The organism is Algibacter sp. TI.3.09 (assembly GCF_038154905.1).
Lineage (GTDB): Bacteria > Bacteroidota > Bacteroidia > Flavobacteriales > Flavobacteriaceae > Algibacter.
Genome location: NZ_JBAKAN010000001.1, coordinates 1,077,532 through 1,102,052, shown reverse-complemented (window position 1 = coordinate 1,102,052; position 24,521 = coordinate 1,077,532). Strand labels below are relative to the sequence as shown.

The 24,521-nt window shown below is 34.6% G+C and carries 14 protein-coding genes; all 14 read left to right on the top strand.

The window, feature by feature from the left end; translation table 11 throughout:
* The first annotated feature begins 164 nt into the window (after window positions 1-164).
* The 14 genes from V6246_RS04370 to V6246_RS04305 all read left to right on the top strand — a co-directional run bounded on the left by V6246_RS04370 (window position 165) and on the right by V6246_RS04305 (window position 24,441).
* Entirely contained in the window at window positions 165-1,364 is a 1,200-nt protein-coding gene (locus V6246_RS04370; protein ID WP_341559143.1) for a glycoside hydrolase family 88 protein, read from the top strand.
* A 25-nt stretch (window positions 1,365-1,389) separates the two neighbouring features.
* On the top strand, window positions 1,390-2,130 hold the full coding sequence (locus tag V6246_RS04365) for an SGNH/GDSL hydrolase family protein (RefSeq protein ID WP_341559142.1): 741 nt from the start codon (window positions 1,390-1,392) through the stop codon (window positions 2,128-2,130).
* Between the two features lie 52 nt (window positions 2,131-2,182).
* Window positions 2,183-3,739, top strand: a complete 1,557-nt coding sequence (locus tag V6246_RS04360) for a sodium:solute symporter family transporter (protein WP_341559140.1) — start codon at window positions 2,183-2,185, stop codon at window positions 3,737-3,739.
* Between the two features lie 27 nt (window positions 3,740-3,766).
* Window positions 3,767-5,149, top strand: a complete 1,383-nt coding sequence (locus V6246_RS04355; RefSeq protein ID WP_341559139.1) for an FAD-dependent oxidoreductase — start codon at window positions 3,767-3,769, stop codon at window positions 5,147-5,149.
* Window positions 5,150-5,240: 91 nt separating this feature from the next.
* Window positions 5,241-7,754: a hypothetical protein gene (locus tag V6246_RS04350; RefSeq protein WP_341559137.1), complete on the top strand. Its 2,514-nt coding sequence runs from the start codon at window positions 5,241-5,243 to the stop codon at window positions 7,752-7,754.
* 7 nt (window positions 7,755-7,761) lie between these two features.
* Complete coding sequence (locus V6246_RS04345) at window positions 7,762-10,053, top strand: glycosyl hydrolase family 95 catalytic domain-containing protein (RefSeq protein ID WP_341559136.1); 2,292 nt, start codon at window positions 7,762-7,764, stop codon at window positions 10,051-10,053.
* A 259-nt stretch (window positions 10,054-10,312) separates the two neighbouring features.
* Window positions 10,313-13,948, top strand: coding sequence for a DUF1592 domain-containing protein (locus V6246_RS04340; protein ID WP_341559134.1), 3,636 nt, complete (start codon window positions 10,313-10,315; stop codon window positions 13,946-13,948).
* Window positions 13,945-15,288 (top strand): DUF1552 domain-containing protein, encoded by a 1,344-nt coding sequence (locus V6246_RS04335; RefSeq protein ID WP_341559132.1) that lies wholly within the window; start codon window positions 13,945-13,947, stop codon window positions 15,286-15,288. The genes V6246_RS04340 and V6246_RS04335 overlap by 4 nt, the downstream gene beginning before the upstream one ends.
* Window positions 15,289-15,330: 42 nt before the next feature.
* The gene (gene fucP, locus V6246_RS04330; protein WP_341559131.1) at window positions 15,331-16,659 is read left to right on the top strand and encodes an L-fucose:H+ symporter permease; all 1,329 of its coding nucleotides are present in this window, start codon (window positions 15,331-15,333) and stop codon (window positions 16,657-16,659) included.
* 1 nt (window position 16,660) lies between these two features.
* Entirely contained in the window at window positions 16,661-18,583 is a 1,923-nt protein-coding gene (locus V6246_RS04325; RefSeq protein ID WP_341559129.1) for a serine/threonine protein kinase related protein, read from the top strand.
* A 390-nt stretch (window positions 18,584-18,973) separates the two neighbouring features.
* The gene (locus tag V6246_RS04320) at window positions 18,974-20,056 is read left to right on the top strand and encodes a polysaccharide lyase family 7 protein (protein ID WP_341559128.1); all 1,083 of its coding nucleotides are present in this window, start codon (window positions 18,974-18,976) and stop codon (window positions 20,054-20,056) included.
* A gap of 42 nt (window positions 20,057-20,098) precedes the next feature.
* Complete coding sequence (gndA, locus tag V6246_RS04315; protein ID WP_341559126.1) at window positions 20,099-21,979, top strand: NADP-dependent phosphogluconate dehydrogenase; 1,881 nt, start codon at window positions 20,099-20,101, stop codon at window positions 21,977-21,979.
* Window positions 21,980-22,022: 43 nt separating this feature from the next.
* On the top strand, window positions 22,023-23,297 hold the full coding sequence (locus tag V6246_RS04310; RefSeq protein ID WP_341559124.1) for an Nramp family divalent metal transporter: 1,275 nt from the start codon (window positions 22,023-22,025) through the stop codon (window positions 23,295-23,297).
* A gap of 43 nt (window positions 23,298-23,340) precedes the next feature.
* The gene (locus tag V6246_RS04305) at window positions 23,341-24,441 is read left to right on the top strand and encodes a polysaccharide lyase family 7 protein (protein ID WP_341559123.1); all 1,101 of its coding nucleotides are present in this window, start codon (window positions 23,341-23,343) and stop codon (window positions 24,439-24,441) included.
* Window positions 24,442-24,521 lie beyond the last annotated feature (80 nt).

Sequence of the window (24,521 nt, the reverse complement as noted above, 5' to 3'; positions counted from 1 at the left end):
GTAATAATTACTATCATTAGAGCAATAATTTATATTCTTCAATATTAAATCTCTTTACTATTGTAAAGCACGTATGCAATATGCTTTGTGTTTCTTCCGGAAAGGGTATTCAAAAAATACATTCTTAAAAGGAAGTCTTAAACAAGAATTTTAAATTAATGTATATGAAATTTTTTAAAGTGAACGTTTTCATTTTAGGCTTTACAATGCTAATCGTAAGTTGTTCTTCAGTAAAAAAAGAAAAAGATGTTAAACATATTGATGAGATATTAAGCTCTAATACCATAAAGGTTAAAGCGGCTTTAAAAGATCTAAAAACATTTGATAGTTTTCCTCGTACTATTTCTAAAAATCACTCCAAATGGGAGCAAGTAGGCGTTAAAGATTGGTGTAGTGGCTTTTGGCCGGGTGTCCTTTGGTATGCTTATGAGTTTTCAGGAGATCAAGATTTAAAGCATGCGGCCGAAAACTTCACGGCACCATTAAAAACTATTGCCTATAGTAAGGCCTTAGATCATGACATTGGTTTTCAAATTTACAATAGCTATGGTAATGGTTATAGGCTTACAGGTAATCCAGAGTATAAAAAAATACTGTTGGCGGCAGCTGACACATTAGCTACTTTATATAACCCGATTGTAGGTTCTATTCACTCTTGGCCTATGAAACCGCAGTATCCACACAATACCATTATTGATAATATGATTAATTTAGAGTTGCTATTTTGGGCGGCTAAAAATGGAGGTTCAAAAAGGCTCTATGATATTGCAGAGAGCCATGCAGAGGTGAGTATGAAGCATTTGGTGCGTCCAGATTATTCAACCTATCACTTAGGGTCTTTTGATGATAAAACAGGCGAATTTATTCGTGGTGTAGCGCATCAAGGTTACGCCGATGATTCTATGTGGGCAAGAGGGCAAACTTGGGGTATTTATGGGTTTGCTTTCACATACAGAGAAACAGGTCGAGAAGATTTCTTAAAGACAGCCATTGGTCTTGCCGATAAGTTTTTAGAACGTTTACCTGAAGATGGTATGCCGTTTTGGGATTTCGACGATCCTAAAATTCCAAATGCACCTAAAGATGCTTCTGCGGCTGCCGTTGCGGCTTGTGGTTTATTGGATCTTTCAGGCTTAGTTAAAGATGCGAAATTAAAAGAAACTTACTTTAATGCAGCTAAGTGTTTTATAGATATTCTTTCTTCCGATGCATATCTAAGTAAAAATAACAATCAAGCATTGTTACTGCATTCAACGGGACATCACCCTAAAAATTCAGAAATCGATGTGCCTATTATCTATGCGGATTATTATTTTATGGAGGCTTTGTTAAGATTGAAGAAAATGGAACAGAATAAAGACTAATTATAATTAATTGAAGAGTATTTATATGAAGAAATCATTTTACGTCATATTCACACTAATAATTTGCTTTACTGCATGTAAAGCAGCTTCTGTGAAAAGCGAGAAACCTGCTTTGAAATTAGAAAATAAAGGTGTTGCAGGAAACACAACACGTAGTTTAATAAGTCGATTAGAAAAAGATGTTTTAGTAGAAAAACCAGATTTGGTTATTCTTATGGTTGGAACCAACGATATGTTGAATTCTAGTAAGTTTATACCGTATGAAAACTACTATTTAAATCTTTCTAACATTGTAAAGGATATTAAAAATAACGATGCTCAAGTATTATTGATGACGCCTCCAAGAGTGGATAGTTTATACTTATTTCAGCGTCATGATAAATCATTATTTACCGATACGCCTAATGTAAAACTTCAAAAAGTAACACAAATTATGAGAGCGGTTTCCGAAGAAAATAAAACGTTTTTTGTTGACAATTACAGTGTTTTTAAAGCAAAAGGATTACCACAACACAACCAAGATAATTACATCAGGAACTTAAAAAATAGTAATAAAGAAGATGGTGTGCATTTAAAACCGATAGGGTATAAGCTTATTGCCGAAAATGTATTCGATTACCTAAAAACCAATAATTTGTTAGATAAATACAATCATATTATTTGTTTTGGCGACTCGTTAACCAAAGGTTCGGGAGCTTCAGGAGCAGGAACCATTACAGGGGAAAATTACCCATCGTTTCTGTATCGTATGCTTTTAGAGAATTAAAAAAATATAGAAGATAAAAGGCTTCGTAATATAGAAAATTATAAAACCACTAATGAAAAAAACAATAGCCATATTAGTCAGTTTGTTTTGTTGTTTCACTTTGTTTGCTCAAGATGAAAACGGCATTGCCACAAGTAAGTTTTCAACCTTAAATTGGATTATATTAGTTGTATTTCTTTTAGGAACCACGGTTATTGGCGAATTAGTTAAAAATAAAGACAAAGGCCTTGATGCTTTTTTTAAGGGCGGAAATAATTTGCCGTGGTGGGCGGTTTCCTTGTCATTAATTGCAACAAAAACTAGTGTTGCTACTTTTATTGCGGTACCGGCTTTTATATTTTCCATGAATGGAAATTTAACTTATTTACAAATGACCATCGGTTTTGCTTTAGGAAACGTACTATTTGTTTATGTTTTACTAAAGGAATATTATGAAGAAGGTATTTACAGCCCATACGATTTTATTCAGAAAAGATTAGGCGTAAAAACGAGTCAGTTATCTCGAACTTTTTTCATGATTGGAGCCACTATGAGTCAAGGTGTACGCTTGTTAGGTACTGCTTTAGTACTTAGCGTTATCACAGGGCAAAGTACTTTAATATGTATTTGTATTATAGCGCTGTTTGCTATAGTTTGGTCTTATATCGGCGGTATTACAACGGTAGTTTGGACCGATGCTATTCAATTTGTAATCTTTATTTTCGGTGCTTGTTTTGCGCTTTTTTATGCCGTTGGCGATATTCCGGGTGGTTTTGGAGAAATGATGGCCATTGCAGATAGTAAAGCCAAATTGGTACTTTGGGATCTATCCTTAGATCCGCATAAAACATATACTTTATGGGTTGGTATTTTAGGATGTACTTTTTTTGAGTTTGGCTCAAATGCCGTCGATCAAGTGGTTACGCAACGCGCGCTATGCTGCAAGAATTTAAAAGAAGCAAGAAAGGCCGTTGCTTTTTCTGTTGTAGGTGTGGCCACTACATGGATTATGGCTTTTGTAGGCATCGGTTTAGTAGCTTATTATGATATCAATCCGTTATCCGATTTAATTCAAGCTTCCATAAGTGCAGAACCCGACAGGATATTTCCATATTATGTGGTAAACGAGTTACCAAATGGTATTTCAGGTTTAATTATTGCGGCCATGTTTGCTGCAGGAATTTCCACCTTAGATTCTGCTTTAACAGCTCTTTCTCAAACAAGTGTTATGGGGATTGGAACTTTAGTTTTTCCGAAGTTAAAAACCATGGACGAAAATAAAGTGGTTCAAATATCTAAAATAGCCATCATTGTTTGGGGTGTAGTTTTAGCATTATTGGCTTACGGATTTAGCTTTTTTCAAGATGGTGGTTTGTTAGCTTTAGGCTTCAAAGTTCCTGGTTATGCATATGGAATTTTAATTGGTATCGCTTTTTTGGCGCTTATGCGGAAAGGTACTTTTACGGGCATTTTAATTGGTGCATTTATGGCAATTTTGGCTATTGCATGGATGCATTTTGAAGGGATTAGTTTTTTCTGGTGGTTTCCAGTTGGAGCACTTGTGGTAATTGTTACGGCATTATTACTTTCAAAACTCGGTGTAGATTCAAGTGAAACAGATTTAGTTTAAAAATTATAAAAAATAAAATAAAGTTTAATGAAAACATTCAATACAAAATTAATAGAAGGATATGATGTGATAGTTGTAGGCGGAGGAGTTTCTGGAAGTCATGCCGCGATTGCAGCAGGTAAAACAGGAGCAAAGACATTATTAATCGAGCAATTTGGGTTTTTAGGAGGCTCTTTAACAGCTATGGGTGTTGGTCCTATGATGACGTTTCATAACAAAGGAGGTAAGCAACTTGTGTTTGGTTCTCCAAATGAAATGGTAAATAGGTTAAAGGAAAAAGGAGCAAGTCCAGGACATATTTTTGATAGCACAGGTTATTGTTCTACAGTAACACCTTTTGATGCCGAAATGTTGAAAGTTGTTTTGGAAGATATGGTACGTGAGGCTGGAGCCGATATTTTGTACCATACCCGATTAATTGATATTGCTAAAGAAGGCAATAAAATCAAGTCGGTTTTTATTCATAATAGAGGTGGCATTCAAGAAATTCCAGGAACTATTTTTGTTGATGCCAGTGGAGATAGTGAAATTGTAAAATTATCTGGTGTGCCTTTTACAGAAGGTCGTGTTGAAGATAATAAATCGCAACCCATGACCACAAATGTGAAAATGGGTAATGTGGATACGGAGAAGTTACGTGAATACATGCGAAACAATTGGGATCAATTTGATGCCGAAGAGCGTAGTGACGATAAAGCCGAAGTTTTAAAACGTACCAAACGTATTTCTACTTGGGGCTTTTACGATTTATGGAACAAAGCCAAAGCAAACGGAGAAGTTACTGTGCCGAGAGATAATGTGTTGTTTTTTGAAACCAATACCGAGGGCGAATTTATATTTAATACCTCACGTGTTTTAGGTTTCGACCCTCTAAATCCATTCGATTTAAGTAAAGCGGAAACTATGGGGCGTAAGCAATGTGTAGAGATTTTTAATTTTATGCGTAAGTATGCACCAGGTTTCGAGAATGCAACTTTTATAAGTACTGCGCCACATATAGGCATCCGCGAATCGCGTCATCCGCATGCTAAATATGTATTATCTGCGGAAGATTTAGTAAACGAAGTAAAGTTTGAAAATCCTGTCGCTGTTGGTGGTTATCCTTTAGATATTCATTCGCCAGATGGAGGAACAACCGATACCGTACACTTAAATGATGATGGAGTTTATTCTATTCCAACCGATTCTTTGTTGGTAAACGAAGTCGACAATTTAGTGCTTTCTGGCCGAGCTATTGGTGCCGATCATCATGCTAGTGCAGGCTTACGTGTTACACCTATTGCAATGGCTATCGGTCAAGGCGCAGGAACACTAGCTGGTTTATCTGCCGTTGGTAAAGTTATGCCGAATGAAGTAGTTTATACTAAATTAAAAGAAACATTGGAAAGTAACGGTGCTTATTTAGGCTAATATTAAAGTTAACGAATGTAAATATTTAAGTCTGTTTTGTGAGATTATTTGCAAAACAGATTTAACCTTTTTCAAATAAAATAAATTAAAAATGAACGTTTTATCATTAAAATTTAAAGTTCTTTTAAAACAGTTTTTATTAGGACTGTTTTGTTGTTTAATCCATGTCTTATGTTATGCAGGTTCGCCTATTTCAGAAGTAGTTTTAAGCAGCTCATTACAAACTCAAGCAGCAAAAGCTAACGAAATTATAACCTATAATTTTCAACTAAAAAACATAAAAAGTACTTCGGAAACTTATACTCTTAACGTGAAACATCCGAGAGAATTGGCTAGTGAAAATATACTAAGTGTGGCATCAATAACTTTAGAACCTAACGGAAGTTATAACGGCACACTAAAGGTTACAGTTAGCGATAGAATACCTTTAGGCGGACAAGAAGCAAGTATAATAGAACTAAAAGATTCCGAAGGGCATATTATCGAAACATTAGAGTTTATATCTGTTAGAAGTAAATCGCATCCGTTTTTATTGGCAACTAATGCTGTTTTTGAAGACACCAAACAAAAAATAGAAAACTATCCTTGGGCTAAGCAAAACTTAGATAATATGATGAAGGAACTTGATGGGTTTGAGTTTCCTGAACGTAAAATTGTTAGTAAACGAAGGCCAACCAAAATATGGTCAAGCTTTGATTATAGTGCAAGCGATGGCGAAAAAGCGTTTCAGTTGGCATTGGCTTATAAATTAACGGGAAAGGCTGTTTACAAGCAAAAAGTAATTAGCTTAGTTAAAGCAGTTTTTGATAAAGAGGAAGGTTATTTATCTATTGGCGCGGCTACTAACGGTGTGCAGGTTCATGAAGGGAATTTCTTTTTATTTATATCCGCAGCTTGCGATATTCTTTATAACGAACCAGAATTATCTAGTACAGATAAAGAGAATATTGAAGCTTCGTTTCGTTATTATTTAGAGTTGAATAAAAAGCACATGGATGGTTTGGGAATAATGAATCATCAAGCAAGTGCTAACGCAGGTGCTATATTTGTTGCATTATATTTACAAGATATACCACAGTTAGAATATTTAACCGAAGCTGATGGAGGCATGGCAGACCAAATAGGTAAAGGAGTCATGGCCGATGGCTGGTGGTTTGAAGGTACCGGGAATTATTGTTATTTAGTGGTGCAACGTTATACTTTGGTGGCCCAAGCTTTTGAGAATTATGGTATGGATTTATACCACAGACGATTTCCTACTAAATTCAAAAGTAAAGATTTCGAAAACTCAAAAGAAGGTTTCACTGGAATGAAATTTGACAATTGGGGACCAACCGGAAAAAACACAAGAGGTTTAGAAGATATGGTTATGCCTTACGTACCTTTTATGGATGAAAATGCGTACTTGGTATCGACTAACGATTCGGATTTAAAAGCACCAAATGAGTTTTACGAACTGGCGTATCGCGAATATAAATTCAACGATTTAGCTTGGGTTATTAGTAAAACAGAACGCGATTCGTGGGTATCTTTAATGTATGGGGTTCCTGAACTTCCCGAAGTGAAAGATCCTAGAACAGGATCAGATTTTAGGGAAAATATTGGTTTGGTAGCATTGCGCTCGCAAGGCCAAAAAGAGACTCCTGAAAATCAAATTCAATCCTTTCTTAAATATGGTACGCATGGCGGTTGGCACGGGCAATTTGATAGGGCAAGTTTAGCGGCTCTAGACCGTAACGGACATAAATATTTTGGTTCCGAAATGGTTTGGTATGGTTACGGAAATCCAGGATATAAAGAGTGCGTACAAACTTCTGCAACTCATAATATGGTTATTGTTGACGAACTTCAGCAAGAGGCTGTGCCTTCCGAGCAATTGCTGTTTTATAAAGGCGATATCATGCAAGCATCGGTTGTCGAAACGAATGCTAGATGGCGACAAATTCCACGTTGGAATGCTGAAAAGTTTCCACCATGGGACGATACGGATTATGCTAATGGTTTTAATCCTATTCAGCAACGAAGAATTTCTATCGTTACAGACGATTATGTAATTCTTGCCGATTATATGAAATCGGATAAAAAACACAATTACGATTGGCTAATCCATCCCGTAGGATTTTCTTCCATTGAAGGTGTTAGAAAGAAAGGAGTTACACTTGAAAAATTAAGTGCAGACGATAATTCACCTTATAAATATTTTGAAAACGCGCAGTGGTATACCTCTAAAAAAGGAGCAAAAGTGGAGTTCGTTGAGGGCGAACATAAACTCGATGTTCATACAGTTTGGCCTAAAAAATCTGAAATTGTAATTAGTAACTACCCGAATGGCGGCAAGCAACGCCGTATTCGAAATAATCCGGATAGACGTATTTATGGTGTTCGTGTAAACGAAAAAGAAGTTGTTTTTCTGAGTGTAATTGAACCTTACAAAGGGGAATCTTCTATAAAAAAAATAGAATCTGCTTCTGAAAATGAAATTACGGTAACCTTAAAAGATGGTAAAGTACAAACCATAAGTATCGAAAATTTAAAAGGAACGCTTCCGAAGATAAAAATTACCGAAACGCTTGGTGATAGAGTAAAAACTGAAATAACGAAATAAGTTTTTAATGAAAAAAATAATTCAAATTACATTTATATTATCAGTTCTTATTTGTAAAGCTCAGATTGTATCAGATATAAATTGGCCAGAATTTATGGCACAACACGATTTGGTTTGGGAAGAAATTCCGAAGCAATGGAACGAAGGTGGTTTTGTAGGGAACGGGCAGGTTGGTATGATGATTTATGCCAATTTAGATGATAATAGATTAGATTTTCATGTTGGTCGTCAAGATGTTACCGATCATAGAAAAGCGCCTAATAAGAAGACTTCTATGGGCGTAAAAGGTGCTAATTTATTCGATTATTCTCGTCTTGATATTGGAAGTATGGTGCTTCGACCTGCGGGGAAAATATTGGATATTAAAGTTCGTCAGGATTTATGGAACGCCGAAATTCGCGGAACTATAATTACAGACCTCGGAGAAATTACTTTTAGAGCATTTACACCTTACAATAGAATGTTAAATGTTGTTGAAGTACATTCTACCGAAACTAAATCGAGTAAAACCGTAGATTATAGCTGGGAGTGGCTAGCTGGTTTGCCTATTTCACCTCGAATTATTGCTAAGCCGTCTGCTTTAAAAGAAAAAGATTACGCATTAAACCCGAAACCAGATATAAAAATGGTAGATGGTATTAATGTTTGCGAACAATCTTTATTAGCGGGAGGTGATTATGCTACAGCTTGGACGGATAAACCTTCTGATGGTAACAAATCTACCATGTATATTGCTGTCGCTAATGAAATTCCAGCAAGTTATGTTTCGGCAAAAGTTGCTGTAAAAACGGTTACAGATGCCGCAATCACTTCAATGAAAACTATTGAAGAAGAGCATAGAACTTGGTGGCATAACTATTTTCAAAAATCGTTTTTGTCTATTCCAGATGCGCGCATGGAATCTTTTTATTGGATTCAAATATATAAAATGGCAACTTGCTCGCGTGCCGATGGTCCTGCTTTAGATTTAATGGGACCTTTTCTTAAAAACACAAGTTGGCCAGGTTTATGGTGGAATTTAAATGTGCAGTTAACGTATTGGCCATTTAATGCAAGTAATCATTTAGATATTGCCGAGAACTTTATAACCTTGATAGACGATAATTTTGATATGATGTTGCCAAGTAAACGTGGTAAAAACTTTGGTGATTTTGCTTGGGCAATGCACAATTATTGGTTAATTTATAGTTACAGAGGCGATGCCGAAGCTATTCGAGATAAGTGGTTACCAAAAGCTATGAAAATAGCCGAAGTGTATGAAACTAAAATGATTAGAAATGCGGATAACAAAATTGAATTAACTGCAATGGGTTCCCCAGAATATGGAGGTTTTAAAGCATTTCCAAATACAAACTATAATTTAGCTTTAGTACGTTGGGTATTAAATACTTTAATAAATACGAGTGAAACTCATGATTTAAATACTAATGAAGTTAAAAAATGGAAAGGGCTTTTAGCCGATTTAATTTCGTATCCTGAAGATGAAAATGGATTAATGATTGGAAGTAATCAACCTGTTGATATTTCTCATAGACACTATTCTCATTTATTAGGTTTATATCCGTTATTTCAATTAAATCCAGACGATCCAAAAGTTAGAACTTTAGTTGATAAATCTGTAGTGCATTGGCATCAAATTGATAATAGTAAAGGCTTAGTGGGTTATTCTTATACCGGTGGAGCTTCATTATACGCAGCTTTAGGTCGAGGAGATGATGCTAATAAAATGCTTCAACAATTTTTAGATGGTAATATACAAAGTGCGATGTTATTACCGAATACATTTTACATGGAAGGACGTGGACTTAACCCTGTTATAGAAACACCTTTAAGTGCGGCTTCGAGTATTATGGAGTTGTTTCTACAAAGTTGGGGAAATAAAATTAGAGTGTTTCCGGCAACACCTAATAGTTTTCAGGATGTAAGTTTTAAAGATTTACGAGCAGAAGGTGGTTTTTTAGTAAGTGCATCGCGCAAGGCTGGTATAACTGAATTTGTAAAAATTGAAAGTCTAGCAGGAAATATATGTACATTAAAAGTGAGTGATTGGAAAAAAGCCATACAAATTTCTAAAGGTTCAAAAATTGAAATTATTAAGGTTGAAAATGGCGAATTTCAAATAGTACTTAAAAAAGGAGAATCTATAGTTTTAGCTTCAAACAAAGCTGTAGAACCAATAATTTCTGTGATATCAAATTCTAAAAGTGATATCAATTATTATGGTGTTAAAAAAGGTAAATCGTATACAGAAGTTTATGAATACCCCGTGCCTAATTTTGATTTAAAAGCAAGAGAATAAAGTTAGTATTAGTATGAGAAATAATACTAAAACCATCTGCTATATAAGTCATAACTTAAAAATAGATATTATTAATAAAATCAGTTTAAAAACAACTTATCTTTACTTTTAAGCTCGTTTTTTTACTGATTTTTTAATTTACGAACAGTTTTTGTGTTGATTTGCAAAAATAGTATCATGATTGGTTGAGATTTTGGAAGATTAGTGTTTATATTATGGGTAAAATTGTTTTTTATAAAACCAACCAACTATAACTTTTATGAAACGCACGTTGTTAATTGCAATTGTTTTCACAATAGTCCTTTTCGGACTCTTCTTAATTCCGCTAGACGGTGAAGTAGAAAATACATTTGTATTCTTTTTGGGTAGATTTCACCCTATAATTCTTCATCTTCCAATAGGCGCTTTAATTGTGCTGTTTTTTATGGAAATTATTAATAGTTTCCGTCCAGAATTAAATCTAGATTCAGCATGTAAACTTTTGCTTTGGTTTTCGGTTTTTAGTATTATTCCAACCCTAATTTTAGGTTTTCTTTTAGCTTCTTCAGGGCATTATAATGAGGACGTACTAGGTTTTCATAAATGGTTAGGCTGGTTTACGGCGCTTATAGCTGTTTGGCTGCTTGTTGTAAGACAAAAATCTGTTAATAAAGAGGAAAATAAAGTATCCAAATCTTATAAAATATTTTTATTTATAAATGTTGTTCTATTGTCTTTAACAGGGCATTATGGAGGTTCTTTAACGCACGGATCGACGTATTTAACCAAACACATGCCATCTGGTTTAAAAGCCGTATTAGGTGTCGATGGAAGCGAAGGCGACTACATTGCGCTTAATACAGAAAGTGATTCGACTTCACAAGAAGCTGTAGATTTTAAAACGAAAGTTCAACCTGTGATGGAAACCTATTGTTTTGAATGTCATGGCGCTGATAAGCAAAAAGGTGATGTGCGCTTAGATATTTTGCATTGGGATATGATAAATGGTCACGATGCAGAAGGCTGGCACTCTGCCTTAGATATGATAAATTCTGGTGAAATGCCTCCAAAGGATGAGCCACAACTAAGTGATGAAGAGCGTCGCGCTGTTGTAGATTGGATGACGCAGAATTTAGAGAAAGCTGCCATAGCAAAAAACAACGCCAATAAAGGTGTTATGCGCAGGTTAACCAAAAAGCAATACACCAATACGCTTAATGAATTGCTTGGTGTAAACGTTAATTTTGGTGATGTGTTACCAGATGATGGAAAGTCTGAAATGGGTTATAGTAATAATGGAAGTATTCTTCAAACATCGGCACTGCATATCGATTATTATCAAAAAATTGCACGTGAAGCATTAGATAAGGCCGTTGTTTTTGGAGAAAAACCAGAAGCTAAACGTTACAAAGTAACCTTAGGGAAAAATATCGGAGATGGCAAAACAGGTGCTGAATATGGTGGTTACCAAACAGCTGCTATAAGCAATAAAGATTTGCAAGTAGATATTTTGGATGAAGAGGGAAGAGCTGTTAAAATGGGTCCAAATAAAACCAAAGACAGTATAAAACGCCTAAAAAACAAAATAGGTATTGGCATGCGTGGATCTGCTAGCAACAGGTACAGTGTTGTTGAAGAAGGTATGTTGTTAAATTCTGCTTTACCAGCAAGAGAGGTTACTCCAAAATCTTGGCAAGGGCCTTCACCAAATTTAAAATTATTAGTAAAAGAAGATTTTCCTAGAACGGGCGATTTTGTTTTTCGTGTAGAAGCTTCAAAAGGATATAATTCAGTATCTGTAGAACGTTTAATTGATTTGAGAAAAGATGAACCTGCTAGACAAACTCCAAAAGCAGTTCGTATTTCCGCTAAGGATATTAAAAAAGCAAAAGGTTTTATTTTGAAAGATAACCGTTGGTTGGTAGCAGAAAATGTGGCCACTAATGTAAAAACTCAGTTTACGTATCATGTGCCAAAATCGGGTATTTATCAAGTCGATTTAGTGCATCCATATGTATCAGAAGATGCTATGCCATCGTATCAATTAAGTCTTTTAGGAAATAATAAGGAAGGACGTGTTGGTGAGCGTTTATACATGGATAAAAGTCTTGTAGATACAGATGAAATTATTACGCCTGTAACTTTAGCATATTTATCTGAAGGGGAACACAAAGCTTATATTGGTGGTAAGTTTTTTGTAGGCTTTAGCGATATTGTACTTACACCGTTACCAGAAGATGATCCATTACCAAAAATACTAGCTGAAGAAGCAGATAGAAATAATTTAAAATATGCCGATGTTAATCCATCTATTCAAGTTTTTGCAGGTGCAAGAACCGATGATGGTATGGATTATAAAACCTTTGATCAATCGGTTGAAGTTACCGCTTCCATGGGCGAGTATCAAATGTTTGAATTTAAAGGCAGGTTAGAGAATTTACCAATTCCGTTAGGTAGTGCACAAGTAAGTGGCGATTTGGCAAACATACTCACCGTCGGTCTTTGGAATAATCATTTGGTTAAAGATGGTAGTTTTAATGGTCCGCCATTATTAGTGAAATCTGTAGAGTTTGAAGCACCATATAATCCAGTTTGGCCACCAAATAGCCATACACAATTATTTTTCGATTCACCGAATAAAGCAAACGCAGAATTGTATACAGAAGAAGTGCTAACCAGTTTTATGGAACGCGCTTTTAGACGTCCGCTTAATGATGGTGAGTTAAATAGATATATGGATTTTTGGCGTAGTGTTAAAGATGATTTTGAGCGTTACGAAGATGGCGTTAAGGAAGTTATGGTTGCTGTGCTTTGTTCACCTAATTTTATATATTTGTTTGAACCTGAGGTTCCTGAGGACGATAAATCTAAAAAATCTACAGATGAATTTTATTTAGCCTCGCAATTATCGTATTTCTTATGGAATTCACCACCAGATGAAAAACTAAATAATTTGGCATCTACAGGTGATTTATATGATGAGTTATCAGAGCAAATTGAGCGTATGGTAGATGATGAAAGAATTACAAGAATGATTCATTCATTTTCTTATGAGTGGCTTCGTTTAGATCGCCATAAAAGTATGGATACCGATGTGGGCATGTATAGAGATTATACACGTTTTGTGAAAGAAGATATGTTTAAAGAAACCTACGAGTTTATTCAGCATATATTAAAAAACGATTTAAGTATTATGAATTTTATTGATTCAGATTTCGCTATGCTGAATCAGAACTTAGCCGAATTTTATGGTATTGATGGTGTAAAAGGAAATGAGTTTAGACCGGTAACTTTACCAAAAGAAGAGCATCGAGGTGGTTTACTGTCTCAAGGTTCATTTTTAAATGGGCATTCCGATGGGGTGCAAGCGCATCCTATTAAAAGAGCGGTTTGGTTGAAAGAAAAAATATTGGGCGATTCACCACCACCGCCACCACCAAATGTACCAGAGTTGGCAACCGATACGCCTGGCTTTGAAAAAATGACTTTGAAAGAACAGTTGTTTTTACATAGAAATAAAACGTCTTGTTTAGATTGTCATCATAAAATTGATCCCTTTGGAGTTGTTTTTGAAAATTATGATGCGGTTGGAAGATATCAAACCATAGCCAAAGGAAAGCCAATTGATGTAAAATCTAAATTACCTGATGGGACTGAAATTGAAGGTGTACAGGGTATTAAAGATTATATTTTAAGAATGAAGCAAGACGATTTCACACGTGCCTTAGTAGAAAATATTTATGCTTACGCTTTAGGGCGCGATGTGAGTTTCGCCGATCAAAAAGAAATTGATAGAATAGTAGAAGAAGTTATAGAAGATGATTATCGTTTTAAAACGGTTATAGAACAAGTGGTTTTAAGTCCGTCATTCTATAAAAAAGAACAAAGTTGGTTTAACAAAATATTTGGATCATGAGCAAAAAACCTTGGCATTTAGATCGTCGTACGTTTATTAAAGGATTGGGAGTAGCCTGTATGCTTCCATATTTTGAAGGTATGGCCATGAGTAGTTTTTCAAAATTTATAGAGCCAGAAATACCAAAACGTTTAGGTTTTCTATACTTTCCAAATGGTGTTGGAATTCCTCCAAAAGAAAGTGCTCAACATAAAAACTGGAGTTGGTTTCCTGTGAATGAAGGACGCGATTATAAGTTAACCAAAACCTTATCGCCCTTAGCGGCTTATCGTGATGATATATCTATTATGGGCGGCTTAAGTCATCCATACAGTCGTAATGTTTTAGGGCATATGGCAGGCGATTCTTGGTTAACTGGAGGTGATTTACGTGGTGAATATAAAAACAGTATTTCTGTTGATCAATATGCAGCAGGGAAACTTAGTAAGTACACCCGTTTTCCATCGTTAGCATTATCTACAGATGGCGGTGTTGGGTATAAATCTAGAACATCAACATTGTCGTTTAATTCTTCAGGAAAACCATTACCGTCAGAGCATAGACAGCGTGAAATTTTTGAGCGTTATTTTTCTCCAAGTGGTGGTACTTCAACAACAGAAAGGCGTAAAAGTTTAAACCAAGGTAAGAAGATTGTCGATTTAGTTTTAGAAGATAGTAAAAACCTAGAAAAACGTTTGGGTGCTAATGATAAGGCGAAGTTAGATGAATATTTAACATCCCTTAATCAAGTTGAGCAACAGGTAAAACGAAATGAAAAATGGCTAGATGTGCCCATGGACGATTTTGATGCGAGCTTAATTAATTTAGATGTAGATCCCGTTTCGGCTCCAGATGATTATGTACGCTCCATGATGGATTTAATGGTACTTGGGTTTCAAACAGATTCAACACGTGTTATGACTTATATGATGGCGCGTGAAGATGGTATGGGCTTTGGTGATAATTTTCCTAAAATAGCTTTAGGGTTAAAAGGACATCATAGTATTTCTCACGATAAAACAACTGGACATTGGGAGGATTGGGGACGCTTAGATCAATGGTACGCTAAGCATTTTGCTTATTTTATTAATAAAATGAAAACTACAGAAGATGCACACGGATCTTTATTAGATAACTCGCTAATTCTTTATGGAAGTGCTTGTAGTTCTACGCACAATGCTAGAAACTGTCCGCTTATTTTGGCGGGAGGTGCTAATTTGGGGGTTGAGCATGGCGCTTATACTAAATTCAATGAAAAGGAAGTACGACTGTCTAATTTGTTTGTAAGCATGCTAAACAAAGTAGATGTACGTACCGAGAGTTTTTCGGATAGTACAGGGCCATTACCTTCAATTCTTTAAAAAATACCACACTAAATTTTAATAACAAACTAAACTAAATAGATGAATAAAAAAGAGCGAATTCCGGTTGTAAGTAAAGAATTATTATTTCCTTTTATCATTATAACCTCTTTGTTTGCTTTATGGGGAATCGCTAACGATTTAACCAACCCAATGGTATCTGCTTTCAAAAAAGTAATGCCCGAGTTATCTAATATTCAAGCTTCATTAGTGCAATTTGCATTTTATTTTGGGTATTTTTTTATGGCGTTTCCGGCGGCTTTATTTATCCGACGTTTTAGTTATAAATCGGGGATTTTGTTAGGTTTATCGCTTTATGCTATTGGCGCATTTTTGTTTTATCCAGCGGCTAAGTATGAAGAATATAATTATTTTTTAATTTCATTATGGGTAATTACCTGCGGATTGGCTTTTTTAGAAACCACCGCAAACCCATTAATTCTTGCTTTAGGTGATAAAAGAACAGCGACACAGCGTTTAAACTTAGCGCAAGCTTTTAATCCGGTGGGTTCGCTTACCGGAATGATTATCGCTCAAGTATTCGTACTCCAAGCTTTGCGTTCTGATGATTATTCAGCGGAAGCTTACAGTGCTTTAGCATCAACAGAATTGGCTGCTATTCGTGAAAACGATTTAAGTGTTATTAGTATTCCGTATTTAAGTTTAGGAGTTTTAGTTTTAATCATTATGGCGATTATTGTGTTTACAAAAATCCCTAAAACGGCTGTAGGAGATAAAATGAGTCTATCGGATTCATTAAAAAAATTAAAAGCCAACAAAACTTATTTAAAAGGTGTTTTGGCTCAAGCGGCATGTGTTGGTTCTCAAATTATGTGCTGGACCTATATTTTTCATTATGTTGATAATTTAAATGAAACTACCGGAAGTAATATTACAGCAACTAATTACAATGTGGCTGCTATGGTTTTGTTTTTGTCTGGTAGATGGATTGGTACGGCGTTAATGAAAAAAGTAAACCCACCAAAAGTACTCATGTTATTTGGATTGGGTGGAGCTTTAGCAAGTGTAGGCGCTATTGTGTTACCTGGAATGGCTGGGTTAATTTCGTTAGTAGCTATTTCCATTTTTATGTCTATTATGTTTCCAACTATTTATGGTATTGCTTTAAAAGATATGGGCGATGAAGCTAAAATTGGCTCAGCCGGATTGGTTATGGCAATTGTTGGTGGAGCGCTTATGCCTATTGTGCAGGCCGCTATTTTAGATTTAGGTGGCGATGGTTTAGCTGATATTAATTTTTTAGGCTATATACCTGAGGTTAATTTATCGTTTATTCTACCTGCATTATCATTAGCCTTTGTTGGTTATTACGGTTATAGTAGCATAAAAACAATGGTAAGTAATTCTTAATATGAATGTTAATCTAAAAAACTTCAACCCATTTTTTAAGACTTTATTATTAACGACACTTGTATTTTTAGTGTCTTGTGAACAGGAAGGCGGAAGCGTGGTAAAAGTTGCAAATAGCGACAACCAATGGCCCATGTCTGGTGGACCTGATGGAAGTTATAAAATTAAAACAGATTTAAAAGTTCCTTTAGAATGGTCTGTTCGAAATAACGAAAATATCAAATGGAAGAAAGCACTTCCTGCTGGTGGCCAAAGTGGCATTGCTGTTTGGGACGATAAATTATTTTTCACTATTAATCCGCCTTTAGATACACCTACTTTTTCTGAGTTACAAAGTAATTATAATGAAGCTAAATCTAATTACGATGCTATTTATACTGAAGAATTAAGGCTTTTAAAAAAAGAAGGAGCGTCTGCTTTTGAAACGGTTTTCAAGTTAAAAAAGAAAGCTGAGAATTCTTGGGAAACCTTTTTGATTTCAAATGAAAATTATCAAAAATTATCTTCTGAAAAAAAGAAAGTCAATTATAACCGATTGCTAAATAGGAGTGAGGAAGGCCGTATGTTTTCCGAAGCCAATAAAAAACTGATTGATTATGTGAATTTAAAATCTGATCGGGTTCTAAACAGTTATAATCAATTTCAACAAGCTGAAAAAGCCTTAAAAACCAGACCTGTTGGGACAGATATTGTTCTTTATTGTATGGATGCCAATACAGGAGAAACCCTATGGACGCGTACTGTAAAAGGATTATTACCTAGCGATTATAATTATGCCTTTAGTGATGCCACAACGCCGTGCCCTATGACTGACGGTGAGTTTGTTTGGGCTATTAATGCCAGTGGTGGTATGGCTTGTTTTTCATTAAAAGGTGATTTGGTTTGGGAACGGACTTGGATGCCTACCGTGGGGAGGCCGTTTAATAAACAGTTCGATTCGGTGTTGTTTGAAGATATTATTCTTAACGTAGAACCACCACTTGAAAGTGATTCCACACGAATAAAGGATTGGAATTATCTACACGCTTTTAACAAGAATACCGGAAATCACGAATGGACAACTCAAGCAGCTATTACGCATTATAATACGCCCGTAATTGGAGAAACTTCTGAAGGAAAACCAGCAATTTTAATAGCGCGTGGTGGTCCGCATGGTGTGCCAGAACGTCCTGTTGGTTTGAGTTTAATAAGCTTAGAGCAAAATAATGCTGGTGAAGCTTTATGGCATTGGGAGCCCGAAGCACCTAATAAATTATCGGGTTATGGTGCTTTAAATACCCAACATTGGGATACCGAAAAAATATCGTGGATTTATAAATGTGAAGAAAATTTAACGGTAAACTCAAATACTGGAGAGCTAATGAGCCAAAAGCCTTTAAATATTGTAGATCAATATATTTATGATGAAGCTGATAAAACCTATCATTTAAATGAAGGTGTTGTGCTTAAAAATTCTGAAAACGAATTCCATTGCAATATGGCTGTAGACGATTATACCTTTTATATGGTTATGCATAAGCCATTTATTGCGCGCCATAATATGGTAACTGGTAAAAATGAACATCTAGAATTACCTAATGAAAAAAATACTGATGGTAGTTTTATTTGGAAAACACCACAAACTAATGATGGTTTGAATTCCAAAGGACAATTGCATAGTAATGATGCTCGCGTTTTGGGCGATGGCTTTCAGCGTTCGTTTTTAGGATCTCCGGTTATGATTAATAATTACATCTATTTTACAAATGCCATAGGAATGGTTTATGTTATAGATGCTAATGCGGAACGTTTTGATAAGAGCGCTTTAGTTTCGATCAATGATTTAGGTGAAAAAGGAAAAACATGGACCGTAAACACCTTAAGTTTTGCTAATGGTCACATCTATCACCGAACCTTAAAAGAGATTATTTGCATTGGGGAATAAGCAAGTTTTTGTATTTAAACCTATTAAAACTCAATGTTAATTAAGTAATACTTAATCAATATAATGGGATAAGTATAAAATTAAGGATTTTTTTTATGCGAATAAAGACTTCGCGTAATCTTTATTATTCTAGGCTTGATAAGGCTTATAGATAGTAGTGAATTCAGTAAGTCGCGCTTTATACTTTTTTGTTCATATTAATATTTTTTACTTTATTTTTCTTTCACTTCATGAGTTTTTTTTCTTTTAGAACTGTATATAAATATTTATTACTATATTTGGTACACCAGATTGGTGTACCAAATATTTTTTAATAAAAATGAGTTGCTTTTTCTGAATTTATTAAATTGGAAGTTTCACTAATTAGTATCTAATATATTGAATGTTGCAATGAATAAAGAACTTAAAATGAATTTTAAAACTACAAGATTAACATTATTAATTCTTTCAATGGTTTGCCTTGTGGTATTAACTAGCAGTTGCAGAGATACCAATAAAAAAACGGAGAAAGTAAATGCAAAGGCTATCGTTTATCCAAGTGATGTGATACCATTTATGGATCAATGGCGTATTCTTTGCGGCGATGGAACAAAGTTTGAAGAACTAACTAATATTGAGCATAAAGATCATTTTTATGTTACAAATGATGGTAATACGGATTGGGTAGTTTATAAAACACCAAACTCTGGTATTACATCTCGAACCTCTAGCAATACAAGAACAGAATTAGGACAAAAAGAACATTGGACAACCGAAACAGGAGGTAAGTTAACAGGTTCGTTAAAAGTAATGCATGTTTCAACTTCTGGAGATGCAAGAGTTGCCGCTTCATATTCTGTGGTAGTTGGACAAATTCATGGAAATGAAGGTCATGAAAATGAACCCTTAAAAATCTTTTATAAAAAATTCCCTGGCCACACGAAAGGTTCTGTTTTTTGGAATTATGAAATTAATACGGCTGGAAATGATAATTCAGGAAGATGGGATTATTCTACGCCAGTTTGGGGTTATGATATGTCTGTTGTTGGATCGAGCCCAACTGCATCACCCGAAGAACCAAAAGATGGTATTGCTTTAGGTGAAGAATTCAGCTATGAAATAAACGTTTACAAAGGCATTATGTATCTCACTTTTAAGAGTGATGGTCACGAAACCAAAACATTTACTAAAAATTTGCTAAAATCTGATTTTGCGAAAAAAGAAGATATTCCTCAACAAATATGGACTTTATACGCAACAATTGGTCGTGATGGAGTTGAACGCGAACATGCTTATGCTGGGGAATTACAGAATTTTAAGCAAGGTGCGTATAACCAAACTAATGGTAAGAACCCAGAAGATAACATCGTTTGGAGTACAGGATCTGAAACTTATAATGGAGACATCGAAAAGCAGTACGCTAATGGATGTTATGCAGAAGTTTGGTTTAGAAATGGAACTTTAGGAGCGGGTACTGATCCAAATCAAGAATAATAGTATTTAACGATATAAGGTTTATTTAAAACATTTAAGAATTTGAATAATGTAATCTTTATAATGGGAGTTTCAGGCTGTGGCAAGAGTACCATTGGTGAGTTATTATCTCAAGAACTCGAAATTCCTTTTTTTGATGGGGACGATTTTCATCCGCAATCGAATATAGATAAAATGAGTAGTGGTGTGCCATTAAATGATGAAGATCGTCATGGTTGGTTAGTTACACTTAACGATTTGGCAAAAAGTCAATTACGAGATAATAGTTGCATTATTGTTTGTTCAGCTTTAAAAAAATCTTACCGATATATTCTAAATACAGACATTCAAAATCAAGTAAAATGGATTCATTTAACAGGAAGCTTTAATCAAATTTTAGAGCGATTAAATAAACGAGAAAACCATTTTATGTCTTCCAATTTATTGCAATCGCAGTTTGATACTTTAGAAGAACCGGAAAATGCTTTTGTTATAAATATTGGTTTAAATCCAAAAGACATTGTTGAAAAAATTGCAAATAAAATAAAGATGAAATCAGAATTCGGATTATTTGGATTAGGCGTTATGGGAAAGAGTTTAAGTAGAAACTTGGCTCAAAAAGGATTTAGTATCTCGGTGTTTAATAGAGAAGAAAAAGGAACGGAAGAAGATGTTGCTATAAACTTTAAAAAAGAACACAAGGAACTTGAGACTGCTCAAGCTTATTCTGATATTGAAGCATTTGTAAATTCATTACAAACACCAAGACGAATTATGCTCATGGTGAATGCCGGTAAGATAACAGATTTGGTTATTGAAGATTTGATTCCCTTTTTATCAGATGGCGATATTTTGATTGATGGTGGTAATTCTAATTACTTAAAAACGAAAGAACGTTACGATTATTTAAAATCAAAACACATCAATTTTATTGGTGTTGGAGTTTCTGGAGGAGAGCAAGGCGCATTAAAAGGGCCTTCTATTATGCCTGGCGGAAATAAAGAGACGTATAATTTAATAAAACCGTATTTGGAAAGTATTGCCGCCAAAGATGCTAATAATTTGCCTTGTTGTACATATATAGGTGAAGAAGGTAGTGGGCATTTTGTTAAAATGGTGCATAACGGTATTGAATATGTAGAAATGCAATTGTTGGCAGAGGTTTATACTATTCTTAAAACCATTGGAAATAATCCTGATGAAATTGCCGATATTTTAGAATCACGGAAGCCCGAAGCCGATAGTTATTTACTTGGAATTACCATAGATATTTTAAGAAAAAAAGATGGAGACGATTGGTTGGTAAATAAAATAGTAGATAAGGCAGGAAATAAAGGTACAGGTAATTGGACTACTATAGCCACAGCGCAATTAGGAGCTCCAAGTACTTTAATAGCGTCGGCACTATTTGCGCGTTATACCTCGTTTTATAAAGAAGAAAGGCTTTTGGCTAGTGAAAACTTCAATATAAAACCATCTTCATTAGATTTAGATATACAAGATGTTTTAAACGCTTATCAGTTTGCTAGAATTATTAATCATTACCAAGGTATTAAACTGATTTCTGAAGCAGGAAGAACTTATAATTGGGAATTGAACTTAAGTGAAATTGCTCGTATTTGGACCAATGGTTGTATTATAAAATCTGATTTTATGGTAGAATTAATTCCAATTTTAAAAACGGATGATAATATTTTAAAACACGCTACTATTATTAATAAACTGAAAGCTCTGAAACCTTCAATAAATAAAGTGGTTTCTCAATGCATTTTGAATGAGTTAACAGCATCTTGTTTAAGTGAGTCTGTTAATTTTTTAAATGCGTATACAACATCAAATTCTTCAGCAAATATAATTCAAGCACAACGCGATTATTTTGGAGCACATACTTACCAACGTATCGATGATGATTCGGGTAAGTTTTACCATACCAACTGGAATTAACCACTCCATTTTTAACTAAATACACCATACTAAACTAAATATAATGTCTGAATTAAAAGAGAAGAAATCTTTATTACAAAAAATTGTAGCCATAGTTTTGGGCTTTGGTCCAGGTATTTTTGCTATCGGTTATACCATAGGTACAGGTAGTGTAACTTCGATGATTGTTGCCGGAAGTAAATTTAATATGCAATTATTATGGGTACTTTTAATCAGTTGTGTTTTTTCGGGCGTTTTAATGTTTGCCTACGGTAATTACGCATTGCTTACGAGTGAAACAGCGCTTTACGGATTTAAAAAACATCTAAAATTCGGTAAAACTTTAGCCATATTAATTATTGTTGGCATTACGTTTGGACAATGGAATTCATTAATGGGAATCTTAGGGATTTCATCAAACATTATTTATGAGATATTAGCTATTAATTTTGAAGGATTAAGTGCTTATAAATATGAAACTGTTTTAATAACCGCCATTGTAATCATTGTTATTTTTTACTTATTAATGTTGGTGGGTAAGTACACGTTTTTTGAAAAAATATTAGTTGTTTTTGTAACCTTAATGGGGCTTTCATTTGTGTTATCATTATGTTTTGTACAGCCACTTTCTATAGATGTAGTTAAAGGCTTATTACCTACTATACCAGATGTTCCTGGCGGCAAAATGTTAGTTGCAGCGTTTGTTGGGACCACCATGGCTTCGGCTACATTTTTATCTCGACCATTGTTTGTAAAAGGAAAAGGGTGGACTATTAAAAATTTAGATCAACAGAAAAAAGATTCTATTACCGCAGCCATTTTAATATTTGTGATTAGTGCAGTTATTATGGCAGTAGCGGCAGGAGCTTTATTTTATCAAGGTAAAGAGGTTTCACAAGTGTTGGATATGGCAAATACATTAGAACCTGTTGCTGGTAAATGGGCCGTTTCTATTTTCTTTTTTGGAGCCTTAAGCGCAGGATTATCTTCTATTTTTCCGTGTTTATTAATAGCGCCATTACTAATTGCAGATTATCAATCGGGAGAATTAGATACCAATTCGCGTCAATTTAGAATAATAACTGCTGTAGCTTGTATGGTGGCTTTAATTGGTCCGGCATTTGGAGCAAACCCTATTGAAATTCAAATTCTATCTCAAGTATTTAATGTATTTGTGTTACCAATTGTTGTGTTTGGTATTATTTTGATGTTAAGCAGTAAAAAAGTCATGAAAGATTATAAAACGAGCTTAGGTGTTTACATCGGGTTGTATGCGGCATTGTTTTTTTCTTTGCTGATTTCATATAACGGGATAGTTGCACTTTTAGAATATTTCTAATACTTAATTGAGTACCAATAAAACTAAACTAAACAATATCAAAATGAATACAAAAAACATATCAATAGGAGCTACGCTTGTCATTCTTAGTTTTTTTCTGAGTTTAAATAGTTGTAAAAATGAAACTAAAACAGATAATAAAGAAGCCATTAAAGAAGAAGTAATAAAAACAGTTTACGCTAGTGACGTGATTCCTTTTTTTGATGATTGGAAATTAATTTTAGGAGACGGTTCTAATGTTGGTATTGCAAATAACTTTGAAAACAAAGATTTCTTTTATACAGCTAATGATGGCACTAATGATTGGATTGTTTTTAAGGCGCCTAATGGAGGAGATACGCATGGAACTTCGAATAATACAAGAACAGAATTAGCACAAATAAAAAAGTGGTACCCAAAAACAGCTAGCGATAAATTGACAGCAACATTAAAAGTAATGAATGTTTCTGCTACGGGTGATGCTCGCGTTGCAGCTTCGCATGCGGTTGTTGTGGGCCAAATTCATAGTGCAGATAAGCATGAGAACGAGCCACTTAAAATATTCTACAAAAAATTCCCGGGACATACAAAAGGTTCTGTGTTTTGGCATTATGAAATTAATACAGCAGGAGATGATAACTCTGGAAGATGGGATTATTCTTCGGCAGTTTGGGGTAACGACTTTTCAGTTGTTGGTACAGAAGCAAATACGTATCCTGAAGAACCAAAAGATGGCATTGCTTTAGGTGAAGAATTCAGTTATGAAATTGAAGTTAAGAATGGTGTTATGAACTTGAAATTTACAAGTAAAGATCATGAAACCAAAACGTTTACAAAAAACTTAATAGAATCGGAATACACAACAGCTGCAGATATTCCTGAGCAAACACAAAAACTATTTGTTCCAATTGGTCAAGATGGCGTAGAACGTGAAGCAGCATATACAGGTGAGGGTTGTTTTTTCAAGCTTGGTGCTTACAATCAAACCAATGGAAAATCTCCAGAAGTCAATAAAAATTGGTGTTCTGGTGCAGAAACTCATGGTGGTGATATTAAAAAACAATATGCCGATGGAAATTATGCCGAAGTTTGGTTTAAAACAGCAAGTATATCTGTAAGTGATGCTGCTGTTTCTAACGAAGGTTATTTTACAAAAAATGATTAAACAATTTATAACATCATTATGTGTTATTCAATTTACAACTACTACAACTAATTGATAGCCTAATTCATGTTATATAGTAG